Genomic DNA, 13065 nt, shown 5'->3' with positions numbered 1-13065 from the left:
GCCCCGTCGTCGTCCGGCGCGGCAGCAGTGTGCCCGCGCCGCCGGGTCGGTCAGGCTGTCCGGGATGCCGCCAGGGTGCGGCCGGCATCGACGGCGGCCTGCTCGGCCCCCAGCTTGAACCCGGCGGCGGTGTCTGCGAAGGCATCGAGGGCCGGGTTCACGCCGACCAGCGTGAAGGGACGGTGGACCACCGTGAGGTCGAGGCCCCAGACGTCTTCGAAGACGCGACGAAGCCACCCGGTCGAGTGGTCCCAGCCTTCCTTGGGGCTGCCGGGCTCGTAGTTGCCGCCGAGGACCGTGACGAGGGTCGCCGGCTTGCCGCGCAGTGCGGTGCCCTGCGGGTCGATGCGCGGGTCGGTGTAAGAGAGGTCGAACCAGGTCTTCACATGCTGCGAGACGCCGTAGTTGTAGAGCGGAACCGTGAAGAGCAGGGCGTCGGCGTCGATCAGTTCGTCGGCCAGCCGGGTGCGCAGGGCGATCGCTTCACGCTGGCCCTCGCTCTGCTGCTCGGCGGGCGTGAACCCGGCCGTCACGGCATCCCGCCACGCGGTCGCCGGGACCGGGTCGGCGGCGATGTCGCGCCGGACGACGGCGCTGGTCGGGTGGGCGGCGAGCCATTCGGCCTCGACGAGGTCGCCCAGCTCGCGGCTGGCCGAGGTGGCGGGGAGGATGCTGGCATCCAGGCGGAACAGGGTCATTCGCTTCTCCGATCAGAGTGGCTATGAAAAACAAAGCGGCTTCGGGAACGCTAGCACACGTACGATGGAGGCATGGCCGACACCCACGACGCCCGACACTGCGATGCAGCGGTGTCGCACGCGTTCTCGGTGCTCGGCAAGCGGTGGAACGGAATGATCGTCGACGTTCTCGGGCAGGGCGAGCTGTCGTTCGTCGGCCTCCGTCGGGCCGTCGCCGGTATCAGCGACGCGGTTCTCTCCGACCGGCTCACCGAGCTCTCAGAGACCGGTCTGGTGATCAGACAGGTCGAGCCCGGCCCGCCGGTCGCCGTCACGTATGCGCTGACGGATGCCGGCGCGCGCCTCGTGCCGATCCTCAGCCAGCTCGGCGAGTGGGCCGACGGCAACCTCACGCGCCGCTGACCGCGTTCCGGAGCGGCCTCATGGTCGACGGGCAGTGACGCGCGCTCACGCGGCGGATGGTGGAGGCTGCGGCGGTCGAGTAGCAGTCCATCCTCATGGAGCTCGGCGCGGGTGGCAGAATCGCCGAGGTGGGTCGACGGCGAGCGACCCGCCGACTCAGCGGGCAGTGGAGATGATCATGACGAGTGCCTGGGTAGACCGATGGGTGACGGGTTGGTGCGGTTCCCGGCAGATGCCTCGGCGTCGCGACGGCGACAGCTGGCTCGTCGGTGTGGGGTCAGAGGACCGATCCCAGGAACGCGTCGTGCCGGCGACCGCGTCGGTCGCGGAAGTCCGCCGCCTCGTCACAGCGACGACCGCTCCCGATGTGTGGCTGACGCTCGTCGGTGAGCTCGACGCGTCGACGCGTGACGCGGTCGCGGTTCTCGATCCTGCGAACACCAGTGAGTGCATGATGAGCACGGATATCCGGCCGGGCATCGTGCCGACCGAGGTTGCGATCGAGCAGGACGGTTCGGTCGCATACGCACGAATCCACGTGGATGGGGAACTGGCCGCTCGCGGGCAGGTCGCGGTGAACGCAGACGACGCTGTGTTCGATCGAATCAGGACGACGTCGGCATTCCAACGCCGAGGGCTCGGACGCCTGGTCATGACCGGCCTTGCTGCGTGGGCAGCGGAGAAGCAGGCGACGACGGGAATCCTCGTGGCAAGCGCCAGCGGACGCAAGCTCTACGAGAACCTCGGGTGGATTCAGGTCGCTCCGATCGCGATGTTCCGCGGACGGGGCGAGCGGGAGAGCGCTACACGGCACAACTCAGCCGTGGTCTCCCGCGCGTGAATAGCGATCTCTGAGTCCGAGTGCATCCGAGATCGCCGCCCAAGCTCGCGCTCCCAGCCGTCGGTCGGCCGCTTCGGAACCACCGCGCCGCATCGTTGCGCCTCCCGCGACCGCAGGCTCTCCTGGCATGAGCGGGCGGTGGCCGGCGTCGGGCGAAGTGACCACCGTGGTCGGCAGGCCATGGCGAATGCGGCGCTCGCGTATCCGGTCAGCGCTCTCGACCGCGGGCCATACCTGGTCGTCTCCGCCGGCGACCGCGATGACGCGCGCGATGCGCTCGACGGGAATGGTCGCCGCTTCGACGCGTTCGGGGAAGGTCTCTCGTGATCGCTCGTAGACCGGCCTGAACCGTGCGGGCACTTCCGCCTCGTCACCGCCCCGATCGATCGGCACGAACGGCATCGGCGCACCCTCGAAGGTCCAATGCGATGTCTCGCGGCCGGCGTCGTTGCCCGCCCACACGACATCGGAGGGTGCGAAAGCGACCACGCCGGCGACACAGCGCGACAACGCTCCGCAAAGGAGCGCAGCTTCCGAACCGAACGAGCTGCCCACCATCCAGACGCTGCTGCAGTCGCGCTGCAGATCCTCGACGCGCCGCAGGAACGTTTCGAGCGCAATCTCCCACGGCGCCGGATGCTGCCCGGGGCCCCTGAACCACCGAACCGACTCGGCCACGGCGCCGTGTCTGGCGAATAGCCGCGCGCGAGCGTCGTCGACACGACCACTGGACCCGGCGATGGTCAGGACACCGACGCCGGTCGGTGCGTCCGGGATCCAGCGGACACCCTCGATGGAGGTCAGCTCAAGGCGGCGCATGACCCAAGTCTGTCGTTCCCCGTCGTTGCCCGCAGTGCTGAGAGTCAACACTGCGATCGAGTAGGCGGTGATTCCACCGGTTTCATCGACCACGCCCGTTGACGGGTGACCCGATCCGTCAGGAGCGTGTCGCCTTGAAGGGCCAGTCTTCGGCATGCGTATGCGGCAGGGCCACCACCTGAACAGAGTCCTCGTAGAGGATCGTCCCTGGCCGGGTCGTCCGGAGCTCGTGCCAGGGGACTTCGTAGCGGTCGAGCAGATCGAGGTACCCCGCCGTCAGCGCGAGGACGTCGCGCGCTTCGGATTTGAACCATGACCGCCCGCCCGGGGGTGCACTCGGTCCGTAGGCGTCGGCGGGTGCGTCGTAGAGGCTGTTGGAGCGGTCGTTCGCAGCCCGCCACCAGGCGTGGTCCGCGGGTGTGAGTACCCCGCCGTGGGCCAACCCGTTCACCAGGGCGAAGACACCGGGGAAGCGGCCGTTCCGGTTCGGCACCGCGCTCTGGAACCGGACGAATCGCTGCACGCCGCGACGATACCGCCTTCAGGATCAGGCACCGGCGCGCATGTCAGCCACACATCGACCTCGTCCTCGCCGTCGAGGACGAGGTCGATGCCGCTCGTACCGGCGTCGCGCGGCGCTCCTGCAATACGTTGAGGCGCGTGAGCCCCTCGTGCGCTTCGGCGATGACCGAACGCAGGACGGACCCTCCGATACCTCGCCACTGCGGAGACGCCGGCAGGTAGAACTGCTCGATCCAGCGGGTGGTGCCCTCAGGCCGGGTGGTGATGCAACCGGCAGCCGCCCCATCGACGACGCTCACACGGATCCACTCCGGGCGGAAGCCGCGCGCATCCGCTCGCGCACCCGACCCTCATCGAAGCGGTCAAGCCGCTCGCCGCGTCGCCAACCTCGGCGAGGCGATCCGATCGGACCGCGATAGTAGGGTGCCGACCGTGACGACCCGGAAGTGTGGGTGTCGAAGGAGGCGCCATGATCGCGGAGCTGAACAGGTTGGTCGAGGTGGTCGAGGACCATCTGCACGACGACCTGGACGTGACGTCGTTGGCGACGGAACTGGGTACGACGGAGTATCACCTCCGGCGGATGTTCTCGTCGCTTGCCGGCATGCCGCTGTCGGAGTACATCCGTCGTCGCCGCATGTCAGTCGCGGCCGCGGACGTTCTCGGAGACGGGGACTTGCTGAGCATCGCAGTGCGCTACGGATACGGCTCAACCGAGGCCTTCGGCCGAGCGTTCCGATCGGTGCACGGCGTGAGCGTCGGCGACGTCAAGCGAACCGGTGGCCCCCTTCGATCGCAACCGCAGCTCAGGTTCCGCCTGACCGTTGAAGGGAACATCACCATGGACACCCGAATCACCGATCGACCGGCCTTCCGGCTCGTCGGGCACGCCATCCGCGTGCCCCTCATCCACGAGGGAATCAACCCGCACATCCAAGCCCACATCGCCGCCATCCCGGCGGCAGAGCACGCGCGCCTCAAAGCCCTGGGCGACACCGAACCTGCTGGCCTGCTTCAGGTCAGCGCCGACGTCGACCCTGACTACACCGAGGGAAGTCAGCTGACCTATCTGCACGGTGTCGCCGTCACGGACACGGTCCGACTCGTCGATGATCTCGACGTCGTCGAGGTTCCCGCCGGCACGTGGGCGGTGTTCCGCACCGAGGGTGAATATCCCGCGGCGCTGCAGGAGGCGTGGGCGGCGACCGCGACCGACTGGTTCCCGTCGAACCCGTGGCGGCTCCGCCCGGGGCCGTCCATCGTCGCGATACTCGACCGCGCGGATGACTTCAGCACCGCCACGAGCGAGCTGTGGCTCCCCATCGAGCGTGCCGAGACAACCTGATGTGCGGGCCGCACCGAGCGCCGGCATGCCGGGTTCCCGGCTGAGGGACCGGCTTCCGGCATCCGGCCCGCCATGCCCGCGTGCAGGTCACGGCGTCTCGGCCTCTTTCGCGGGCGTCCACGCGTAGTACGTGCCGTCGCTCTCCGCCACGGCCCACTCGTCGCACGCGGCGACGCGATCGATCGCGTATACGTCGGGGCCGTCCGTGACCTCCATCGTGGGAGCCGAGATGCGTTCCACGTCCTCGCATCCCGTGAGGCCATCGTCGCTCCGGAACACCAGCGAAGCCGTGTCCTCGGCGCGGGTGGACGACACGCGCGTGATCTCGGTCGCATCAGCGGGAAGCCAGAGCGGCGCGCCACTGCCAGACTCCGACAGCTCGTAGGCGTTGGCGAAGCTGGACTCCGCCCGTCCGTAGGCGATGTTGTCGACGGCGGCGCAGCCGGACAGGGTCAGCAGGATGGCGGCCATGCCGAGGGCGGCGGCACCGGGCGGGATCTCACGGGGAAGGCGGGGCTTCGTCATGACTTCGACGCTACGAACCGCCCCGGTTCACGGCATCGCTCGCCCGGATGAGGAGTGTCAGCCTCGCGGATGACCTTGTGCCCGGACCGGGTCAGAGTCGCCGTCGGCGCGGGGTCAGCCGCACGTGCGGCAGCGGCGGGGCGGGGATGCGCTCGTCGCCGTGACCGACGACATGGCCGAACCGATCGGATGCCGCTTCCCACTCCTCGCGGGCGAGCTCGATCTCGTCGTGGCTGCGGCCGACGAAGTTCCACCACATGACGATCTCGTCGCCGAACGGCTCGCCTCCCAGCAGGAAGACCGTCGCGTCCTCGCCGCCGGCAGTCAGACGGATGCCGTTGCGACCGTCACCGAGGTAGAGCAGGGCGCCCGGGGCGACGGCATCCTGTGTCCCGGCATCCGCGTCAGCGTCCACGTCCCCGGCGACCCGAACCGACCCGAACACCGGCACGAGCGCGTACTCCCACGCGGTTTCGAGGGGCAGGTCGATGACCGCGCCGGCGGGCAGTCGCAGCTCGGCGCCGACGATCGGGGTGTGCATCGTCGCGGGTGAGACGGCTCCCGCGAGCTCACCGACGACGACGGTCGCCGACGCCCCGCCGCCGAGGTCGAGCTCGGGCAAGTCGTCGTGCCGCTCGAAGTCGGGGGCGCCGTGCCGACGCCCCTCGGGGAGGGCCACCCACAGCTGCAGGGCGTCGAGGGGAATCGGTTCGTCACCGACGGAGTACTCGGAGTGCGAGATGCCCGCGCCGCTGGTCATGATGTTCAGCGCGCCCCGCTCGATCACGACGTCGCTGCCCAGCATGTCGCGATGGTGCACCTCGCCGGCGAGCGGCCACGTCACCGTCTGCAGCCCGATGTGCGGGTGCGGTTCGACGCGCATCAGGGTGCGCTGCGGGCCGAAGCGGTCGAGGAAGCACCAAGCGCCCACGAGCGGCAGGTCGCGCTGCGGCAGGAAGCGGAACACCGACATCGCGCGCACCCCGCCGAGCGGTACCTCGCGCGCCTCGAGAAGCGTTCGCCGGGGGCCGGGGGCACCCGCGCCCGGGTCTTCGTCGACGGGCGCCGTCTCGGCGTCGAAGCGGGTCACGCCGAGGGTTTCGCGGGGGCCGCGGAGTCGCCCGCGTCGGCGGCATCCTCATCGCGCCAGTCGACCTGCAGGCCGGGAACTTCGTTCTCGCGCAGGAACTTCACGATGAAGGGGCATTCGGGAACGACGGTCTCGCTGCGACGCGCGACGTCGGCGAGCGCGTCGCGTGCCAGCGTCTTGCCGAGGCCTCGCCCGCCGAACTCCTTCTCGACCACGGTGTGATCGAACACCAGTCGGCCCTCGTCGTCGCGTCGGAATGCGGCGTATCCCGCGGCCGCGCCGCCGACCGTGAGGTCGTATCGGTCGTTCGCATCGTCACGGGTGACGGTGATGGTCTCGTCGGTCATGGGATTCTCCTCATCGCTCCCCTCCACGGTAGAGCCGCACGAGACCATTACGACCGAATTCCGGCAACGGTTCGGAGCATCCGCCTAAGCTGGGAGAACGCAATGAAGCGCCTTCCCCCAGGAGAACCGATGCCTCGATCATCGTCCGGGATCGTCACCGATCCGAAACTGCCGCCGGTCGCCGTCTCCGACGAGCAGCATCGCACCGCCGCCCGGTGGACACCGCTGAAGGTCGTGATCTGGATCGCGATCGCCCTGCTCGGCGGGCTCGCGTGGGTCATGCTCGCGGTGGTCCGCGGTGAGACGGTCAATGCGATCTGGTTCGTCTTCGCCGCCGTCTGCACTTACCTCATCGGCTACCGCTTCTACTCGAAGGTCATCGAGCGCTACCTGCTGCGTCCCGACGACCGTCGTGCGACGCCCGCCGAGGTCAAGCAGGACGGCAAGGACTACGTGCCGACCGACCGGCGGGTGCTCTACGGACACCACTTCGCCGCCATCGCCGGTGCCGGTCCGCTCGTGGGTCCCGTGCTCGCGGCGCAGATGGGGTTCCTCCCCGGCACCATCTGGATCATCGTCGGCGTCGTCGTCGCGGGCGCCGTGCAGGACTACACCGTGCTGTTCTTCTCGATGCGCCGCGGCGGCCGCACGATCGGTCAGATGGCACGCCAGGAGCTCGGTCGCATCGGCGGAACCGCCGCGATCGTGGCATCCCTGCTCATCATGCTGATCATCGTCGCGATCCTCGCGCTCGTCGTGGTGAACGCTCTCGGCGAGAGCCCGTGGGGCGTCTTCTCGGTCTCGATGACGATCCCGATCGCCCTCTTCATGGGCGTCTACCTCCGCTACCTTCGTCCCGGCAAGGTGACGGAGGTCTCGATCATCGGCTTCGTGCTGCTGATGGGCGCGATCATCGCCGGCGGCTGGGTCGCCGACACCGCGTGGGGCCAGGAGATCTTCCACCTCGACCGCACCGTCATCGCCTGGGGCATCATCGTCTACGGCTTCATCGCCGCCGTGCTGCCGGTGTGGCTGCTGCTCGCCCCGCGCGACTACCTGTCGACCTTCATGAAGATCGGCGTCATCGTCATGCTCGCCGGAGCGATCGTGCTCGTGCGGCCCGAGATCTCGGTGCCGGCCGTCACGATCTTCGGGGAGAACGGGCTGGGGCCGGTCTTCGCGGGGCCGCTGTTCCCCTTCCTCTTCGTCACGATCGCGTGTGGTGCGCTGTCGGGATTCCATGCTCTGATCGCCTCGGGGACGACCCCGAAGCTCGTCGAGAAGGAGCGCCAGACGCGCTTCATCGGCTACGGCGGCATGCTCATGGAGTCGTTCGTCGCGATCATGGCCCTCGTCGCCGCCATCTCGATCGATCAGGGCATCTACTTCGCGATGAACGCTCCGTCGGCCGCGACGGGCGGCACCGTCGAGGGCGCGGTCGCCTTCGTCAACTCGCTCGGTCTCGCGGGCGTCGAGATCACCCCCGACCTGCTGATCTCGACCGCAGCCGACGTCGGCGAGGAGTCGATCGTCTCGCGCACGGGTGGCGCGCCGACCCTCGCGCTCGGGCTCGCGCACATCATGCAGCAGGCGCTCGGCGGCCAGGCGATGATGTCGTTCTGGTACCACTTCGCGATCATGTTCGAGGCGCTGTTCATCCTCACCGCCGTGGATGCCGGAACCCGCGTGGCCCGCTTCATGCTGCAGGACTCCATCGGCGCCTGGATCCCGAAGTTCCGTGACGTGTCGTGGCGCCCGGGCGTGTGGATCACGACGGCGATCATGGTCGCCGGCTGGGGTGCCATCCTCATCCTCGGCGTCACCGACCCGCTCGGCGGCATCAACACCTTCTTCCCGCTGTTCGGCATCGCCAACCAGCTGCTCGCGGCGATCGCGCTCGCCGTCGTCCTCGCGATCGTCGCCAAGCGTGGCCGGTCGTACGTGAAGTGGATCTGGATCATCGCGGTGCCGCTGGCCTTCACCGCCGTCGTGACGATCACCGCCTCGGCGTACAAGATCTTCTCGCCGGTGCCCGCGATCGGTTACTGGGCGAACCACTTCCGCTACCGCGACGCCCTCGCGTCGGGCGACGAGAGCCTCGGCCCCGTCGCCACGGTCGAAGCGGTCATCCGCAACACGGGGGTGCAGGGCACGCTGTCGATCGTGTTCGTGGTCCTCGCCATCGTCGTGATCGTCTCAGCCGTCGTCGTGGCGGTGCGGGCGATCATGCGCGGCGGGGGAGAGGACACCGAAGACCCCGCGGTGCCATCGCGCCGCTTCGCACCCGCCGGATTCATCGCCACCGGGCCCGAGCGCGAGCTCGAGAAGGAGTGGGAGCCCCTGCTCGCCGAAGAGCGGGCCGCGACGGCCCACCGGGGGCACTGACCGATGGCGCTCGTGCACAACTCCTCGAGAACGGGGCCGTCGGCGCCGGAAACCGGCGAACCGGCGCCTCCGCGCCCCGGATTGGAGGAGTTGTGCGCGGGCGTCGGCCGGGCCCTGCTGCGAGCGGCTCGCGCGGTGCACTGGTACATCACCTCGCTCATGGGCGACAACGCCTACGCGACGTATCTCGCGCACCAGCGCCGGACCCATCCGGGCGTCGAGCCGCTGACCGAGCGGCAGTTCTGGCGCCAGCGCATGGACGATCAGGACCGCAACCCGGGTGCGCGCTGCTGCTGAGCGGGTCACGATGGTGGGGTGACCCGCAGCCGCTCCGTCTCGGCCCCCTTCTGGGCCCCCGCCCGACCCCCGCTCGCCTCCCTCGTCGTGGCGGGCCTGCTGGTGCTCGCGACCGGATGCGCCCCCGAGCCCGGCCCCGCTGACCCCTCGACCACGACGCCGACGCCGGCGCCCACCGCGAGCCCGACGCCCACCCCCACGACGTCACCGGATGCCGCCGCCGCGCTGGGTCTCGAGGCCTGCGTCGGGCAAGTGCTCATGGTCGGCACTCCCGTCGACACGGTCTCGCCCGATGCGGCCGCCGCGATCCGCGACCGCGGCGTGGGCGGTCTGTTCCTGCACGGTCGCTCGACGGCGGGTGTCGATGCCACCGCGGGCCTCGTCGCGCAGTTCCGAGCCCTGCCGGCCGCCGGCTCGCCGCGACTCTGGGTCGCCACCGACCAGGAGGGGGGCGAGGTGCAGGTGCTGAGCGGCCCCGGTTTCGACGAGATGCCCTACGCCGTCAGACAAGCCGACCTGGGTCCCCACGCCCTGCGCGCCGCCGCCGCCACGTGGGGCGGGCAGCTGGCTGCCGCCGGCATCGACGTCAATCTCGCGCCCGTCGCCGACATCGTCACCAGTGCGGAGACCCGACTCGACAATCCGCCCATCGGCGCCCTCGGCCGCCAGTACGGCTACGACGAGCGGGCCGTCGCCGCCGGAGCCGGCGCGTTCGCCGACGGCATGCGCGCCTCGGGCGTGCTCCCGACCTTCAAGCACTTCCCGGGGCTCGGCCGGGTCGACGCGAACACCGACTACACCGCCGAGGTGCTCGATACCGCCGTCTCGGCGGACTCTCCCGACATCGACGTGTACCGCGAGCTCACGGCATCCGGTCCCGCGCTCGTGATGGTCGGCACGGCGCGCTATCAGAACATCGATCCCGATCGCCCGGCGGCCTTCTCTTCTGCCGTGCTCGACCTCCTGCGCGAGCGCGTCGGCTTCGACGGCGTCGTGATCACCGACGACCTCTCGGCCGCGGCCGCCGCGGAGATCGTGACGCCCGGCGACCGGGCCGTCGAGGCGCTTGCCGCGGGAGCGGACCTCGTGCTGGCGTCGGCCGACCCGACGGTGCTGCCTGCGATGTACGACGCGGTCCTGACCCGAGCGCAGGCCGAACCGGCGTTCGCCGAGAGGGTCGACGAGTCATGCGGAAGGGTGCTCGCGGCGAAGGATGCCGGCGCGACCGCCGGCCCGCGCGGGTAGGGCAGACTCGAAGGATGACCTCCGCGCCGCTGCTCGACCTCATCGGCCCGGAGCCCTCCGACGACGCGATCTACGACGCGTTCACCACCTGGGCCGAGGGGCGCGGCCTCACCCTCTACCCCGCCCAGGACGAAGCCGTCATCGAGCTCGTCTCGGGCGCCAACGTCGTGCTGGCGACCCCCACCGGCACGGGCAAGTCGCTCGTCGCGGTCGCGGCGCACGCGACATCCGTGGCTCGCGGCGGACGCACGTACTATACGGCTCCGATCAAGGCGCTCGTCAGCGAGAAGTTCTTCGCGCTCGTCGAGATCTTCGGGGCGGAGCGCGTCGGCATGGTCACGGGGGATTCGTCGGTCAATCCCGAGGCCCCGATCATCTGCTGCACGGCCGAGATCCTCGCGAACCTGGCGCTGCGGCAGGGAGCCGAGGCCCAGGTCGACCAGGTCGTCATGGACGAATTCCACTTCTACGGCGACCCCGACCGCGGCTGGGCGTGGCAGGTGCCATTGCTGCTGTTGCCGCGCGCGCAGTTCCTGCTCATGTCGGCGACCCTCGGCGATGTCACGGACCTCGCCGGCGACCTCTCGCGGCGCACCGGGCGCCGGACCGCGCTCGTCACCGGAGTGGAACGACCGGTGCCGCTGCACTTCTCGTACGAGCGGCGTCCTGTCCACGACGTGCTCGAGCGGCTGCTCGAAGAGCGCGAGACGCCGGTGTACATCGTGCACTTCTCGCAGGCTGCCGCCCTCGAGCGGGCGCAGGCCCTGTCGAGCGTGAAGATCACGACGCGCGAGCAGCGGGATGCCATCGCCGAGGCGATCGGCGGATTCCGCTTCACGACCGGCTTCGGCAAGACCCTGTCGCGCCTCGTGCGCGCGGGCATCGGGGTGCACCACGCCGGGATGCTGCCGCGCTACCGCCGCCTCGTCGAGACGCTCGCCCAGCGCGGGCTGCTCAAGGTCATCTGCGGCACCGACACGCTCGGAGTCGGCATCAACGTCCCGATCCGCACGGTCGTCATCACCGCGCTGTCGAAGTACGACGGAACCCGGATGCGGCAGCTCACCGCCCGCGAGTTCCACCAGGTCGCCGGTCGCGCGGGCCGCGCCGGATACGACCCCCACGGCAACGTCGTCGTCATGGCGCCGGAGTGGGAGATCGAGAACGCCGTCGCCCTCGCCAAGGCCGGTGACGACGCCGCGAAGCGGAAGAAGATCGTGCGCAAGAAGGCGCCGACCGGGGTCGTGAACTGGGGCGAGGGCTCGTTCGAGCGCCTCGTCGACGCGCAGCCCGAGCCGCTGACGCCGCAGCTGCAGCTGACGGCGGCGATGCTGCTGAACGTCATCGGGCGCGGCGGCGACGTATTCGGCAACGTGCGCTCGCTCGTCTTCGACAACCACGAGCCGCGCGCGCGGAAGTACGCCCTGGCCCGCCGCGCGCTCGCGATCTTCCGCACGCTGGTCGCCGCCGGCATCGTCGAGGTCGTGCGTCCCGAGTCGACGATCAGGCTCACCGTCGACCTGCAGCCGAACTTCGCGCTCAACCAGCCGTTGTCGCCGTTCGCGCTCGCCGCGATCGAGCTGCTGTCGCCGGATGACGCCGAGACCGGCACGGGTCACTACGCGCTCGACGTCGTCAGCGTGATCGAGGCGACACTCGACGACCCGCGGGCGATCCTGTCGCAGCAGGAGTACAAGGCTCGCGGCGAGGCCGTCGGCGCGATGAAGCGCGACGGCATCGAGTACGACGAGCGGATGGCGCTGCTCGAGGAGATCACCTGGCCGAAGCCTCTCGCCGACCTGCTCGCCCAGGCGTTCGAGACCTTCGCCTCGAGCCAGCCGTGGGTGCGCGACTTCGAGCTGTCGCCGAAGTCCGTCGTTCGTGACATGTTCGAGCGGGCGATGTCGTTCGGCGAGTTCGTCTCGTTCTACCAGCTCGGCCGCAGCGAAGGGCTCGTGCTGCGCTACTTGAGCGACGCGTATCGCGCGATCCGCCAGACCGTGCCGGCGGAAGCCCGTACCGACGACCTCATGGACCTCATCGAGTGGCTCGGAGAGCTCGTGCGTCAGGTCGATTCCAGCCTCGTCGACGAGTGGGAGTCGCTGGCCCACCCCACCGACGACCCCGATGCCCCGGTCGTGCCCCCGGCGCCGCCGTCGGTGCTGACGAACCGCCGCGCGTTCACGGTGCTCGTGCGCAACGAGCTGTTCCGCCGCGTGCAGCTCGCGGCGCTGCAGGACGACGAGGCGCTCGAAGCCCTCGACCCCGAGGTCGATTGGCCGGCAGTGCTCGACCGCTACTACGACGACCACGACGAGGTCCTCACCGGCGGTCCAGCGCGCTCACCCTCGCTGTGCGTCATCGACGAGTCCGCGGCTCGCGACGGCCTCTGGCGCGTCGAGCAGATCATCGACGACCCCGCGGGCGACCACGACTGGCGCATCCGGGCCGAGGTCGACCTCGACGCGTCGGTCGAGGCGGGCACCGCCGTGGTCCGGGTGACCGAGGTCGTCCGGCTCTAGCCCTGCGGTCCGGGGCTGGGTCATCGG

General features: G+C 69.9%; 14 protein-coding genes. 7 read left to right on the top strand and 7 right to left on the bottom strand.

Annotation, left to right across the window (positions count from 1 at the left end; genetic code table 11):
• Nucleotides 1–50 precede the first annotated feature (50 nt).
• The gene (locus tag ACPYN5_RS12555) at nucleotides 51–698 is read right to left on the bottom strand and encodes an FMN-dependent NADH-azoreductase (protein ID WP_424449324.1); all 648 of its coding nucleotides are present in this window, start codon (nucleotides 696–698) and stop codon (nucleotides 51–53) included.
• 72 nt (nucleotides 699–770) lie between these two features.
• Between ACPYN5_RS12555 and ACPYN5_RS12550 the strand changes: the two genes are divergently transcribed.
• Nucleotides 771–1100, top strand: coding sequence for a winged helix-turn-helix transcriptional regulator (locus tag ACPYN5_RS12550; RefSeq protein WP_424449323.1), 330 nt, complete (start codon nucleotides 771–773; stop codon nucleotides 1098–1100).
• Nucleotides 1101–1404: 304 nt separating this feature from the next.
• Nucleotides 1405–1941, top strand: a complete 537-nt coding sequence (locus ACPYN5_RS12545; RefSeq protein WP_424449322.1) for a GNAT family N-acetyltransferase — start codon at nucleotides 1405–1407, stop codon at nucleotides 1939–1941.
• Here ACPYN5_RS12545 and ACPYN5_RS12540 read toward each other — a convergent pair.
• The 3 genes from ACPYN5_RS12540 to ACPYN5_RS12530 all read right to left on the bottom strand — a co-directional run bounded on the left by ACPYN5_RS12540 (nucleotide 1918) and on the right by ACPYN5_RS12530 (nucleotide 3581).
• Nucleotides 1918–2760, bottom strand: coding sequence for an acyl-CoA thioester hydrolase/BAAT C-terminal domain-containing protein (locus ACPYN5_RS12540; RefSeq protein WP_424449321.1), 843 nt, complete (start codon nucleotides 2758–2760; stop codon nucleotides 1918–1920). The genes ACPYN5_RS12545 and ACPYN5_RS12540 overlap by 24 nt on opposite strands.
• Before the next feature lie 118 nt (nucleotides 2761–2878).
• Nucleotides 2879–3283, bottom strand: a complete 405-nt coding sequence (locus tag ACPYN5_RS12535; protein WP_424449320.1) for a hypothetical protein — start codon at nucleotides 3281–3283, stop codon at nucleotides 2879–2881.
• Between the two features lie 43 nt (nucleotides 3284–3326).
• Complete coding sequence (locus tag ACPYN5_RS12530; protein WP_424449319.1) at nucleotides 3327–3581, bottom strand: hypothetical protein; 255 nt, start codon at nucleotides 3579–3581, stop codon at nucleotides 3327–3329.
• Between the two features lie 170 nt (nucleotides 3582–3751).
• Between ACPYN5_RS12530 and ACPYN5_RS12525 the strand changes: the two genes are divergently transcribed.
• Complete coding sequence (locus tag ACPYN5_RS12525) at nucleotides 3752–4627, top strand: AraC family transcriptional regulator (RefSeq protein WP_424449318.1); 876 nt, start codon at nucleotides 3752–3754, stop codon at nucleotides 4625–4627.
• An 87-nt stretch (nucleotides 4628–4714) separates the two neighbouring features.
• Here ACPYN5_RS12525 and ACPYN5_RS12520 read toward each other — a convergent pair whose 3' ends face one another.
• The 3 genes from ACPYN5_RS12520 to ACPYN5_RS12510 all read right to left on the bottom strand — a co-directional run bounded on the left by ACPYN5_RS12520 (nucleotide 4715) and on the right by ACPYN5_RS12510 (nucleotide 6589).
• Nucleotides 4715–5152 (bottom strand): hypothetical protein, encoded by a 438-nt coding sequence (locus ACPYN5_RS12520; protein ID WP_424449317.1) that lies wholly within the window; start codon nucleotides 5150–5152, stop codon nucleotides 4715–4717.
• Between the two features lie 91 nt (nucleotides 5153–5243).
• A complete protein-coding gene (locus ACPYN5_RS12515) occupies nucleotides 5244–6242 on the bottom strand; it encodes a pirin family protein (protein ID WP_424449316.1) in 999 nt (332 codons plus the stop codon).
• The gene (locus tag ACPYN5_RS12510; protein ID WP_424449315.1) at nucleotides 6239–6589 is read right to left on the bottom strand and encodes a GNAT family N-acetyltransferase; all 351 of its coding nucleotides are present in this window, start codon (nucleotides 6587–6589) and stop codon (nucleotides 6239–6241) included. Before ACPYN5_RS12510 ends, ACPYN5_RS12515 begins: the two co-directional genes overlap by 4 nt.
• 129 nt (nucleotides 6590–6718) lie before the next feature.
• Between ACPYN5_RS12510 and ACPYN5_RS12505 the strand changes: the two genes are divergently transcribed.
• The 4 genes from ACPYN5_RS12505 (at nucleotide 6719) to ACPYN5_RS12490 (ending at nucleotide 13038) form a co-directional block, all read left to right on the top strand.
• The gene (locus ACPYN5_RS12505; RefSeq protein WP_424449314.1) at nucleotides 6719–8974 is read left to right on the top strand and encodes a carbon starvation CstA family protein; all 2256 of its coding nucleotides are present in this window, start codon (nucleotides 6719–6721) and stop codon (nucleotides 8972–8974) included.
• A gap of 81 nt (nucleotides 8975–9055) precedes the next feature.
• Nucleotides 9056–9271, top strand: coding sequence for a YbdD/YjiX family protein (locus tag ACPYN5_RS12500; protein WP_424449453.1), 216 nt, complete (start codon nucleotides 9056–9058; stop codon nucleotides 9269–9271).
• An 18-nt stretch (nucleotides 9272–9289) separates the two neighbouring features.
• Nucleotides 9290–10516: a glycoside hydrolase family 3 N-terminal domain-containing protein gene (locus ACPYN5_RS12495; RefSeq protein ID WP_424449313.1), complete on the top strand. Its 1227-nt coding sequence runs from the start codon at nucleotides 9290–9292 to the stop codon at nucleotides 10514–10516.
• 14 nt (nucleotides 10517–10530) lie between these two features.
• The gene (locus tag ACPYN5_RS12490) at nucleotides 10531–13038 is read left to right on the top strand and encodes a DEAD/DEAH box helicase (RefSeq protein ID WP_424449312.1); all 2508 of its coding nucleotides are present in this window, start codon (nucleotides 10531–10533) and stop codon (nucleotides 13036–13038) included.
• Nucleotides 13039–13065 lie beyond the last annotated feature (27 nt).

The organism is Microbacterium arborescens (assembly GCF_049707515.1).
GTDB lineage: Bacteria > Actinomycetota > Actinomycetes > Actinomycetales > Microbacteriaceae > Microbacterium > Microbacterium arborescens_B.
The sequence above is the reverse complement of the archived record's forward strand: the minus strand, read 5'-3'. Positions and strand labels throughout refer to the sequence as shown.

Excerpts from the sequence above, each read along its gene's own strand:
- ACPYN5_RS12555 (WP_424449324.1), bottom strand. The coding sequence starts at position 698 with ATGACCCTGTTCCGCCTGGATGCCAGCATCCTCCCCGCCACCTCGGCC.
- ACPYN5_RS12550 (WP_424449323.1), top strand. The coding sequence starts at position 771 with ATGGCCGACACCCACGACGCCCGACACTGCGATGCAGCGGTGTCGCAC.
- ACPYN5_RS12540 (WP_424449321.1), bottom strand. The coding sequence starts at position 2,760 with ATGCGCCGCCTTGAGCTGACCTCCATCGAGGGTGTCCGCTGGATCCCG.
- ACPYN5_RS12525 (WP_424449318.1), top strand. The coding sequence starts at position 3,752 with ATGATCGCGGAGCTGAACAGGTTGGTCGAGGTGGTCGAGGACCATCTG.
- ACPYN5_RS12520 (WP_424449317.1), bottom strand. The coding sequence starts at position 5,152 with ATGACGAAGCCCCGCCTTCCCCGTGAGATCCCGCCCGGTGCCGCCGCC.
- ACPYN5_RS12510 (WP_424449315.1), bottom strand. The coding sequence starts at position 6,589 with ATGACCGACGAGACCATCACCGTCACCCGTGACGATGCGAACGACCGA.
- ACPYN5_RS12505 (WP_424449314.1), top strand. The coding sequence starts at position 6,719 with ATGCCTCGATCATCGTCCGGGATCGTCACCGATCCGAAACTGCCGCCG.
- ACPYN5_RS12490 (WP_424449312.1), top strand. The coding sequence starts at position 10,531 with ATGACCTCCGCGCCGCTGCTCGACCTCATCGGCCCGGAGCCCTCCGAC.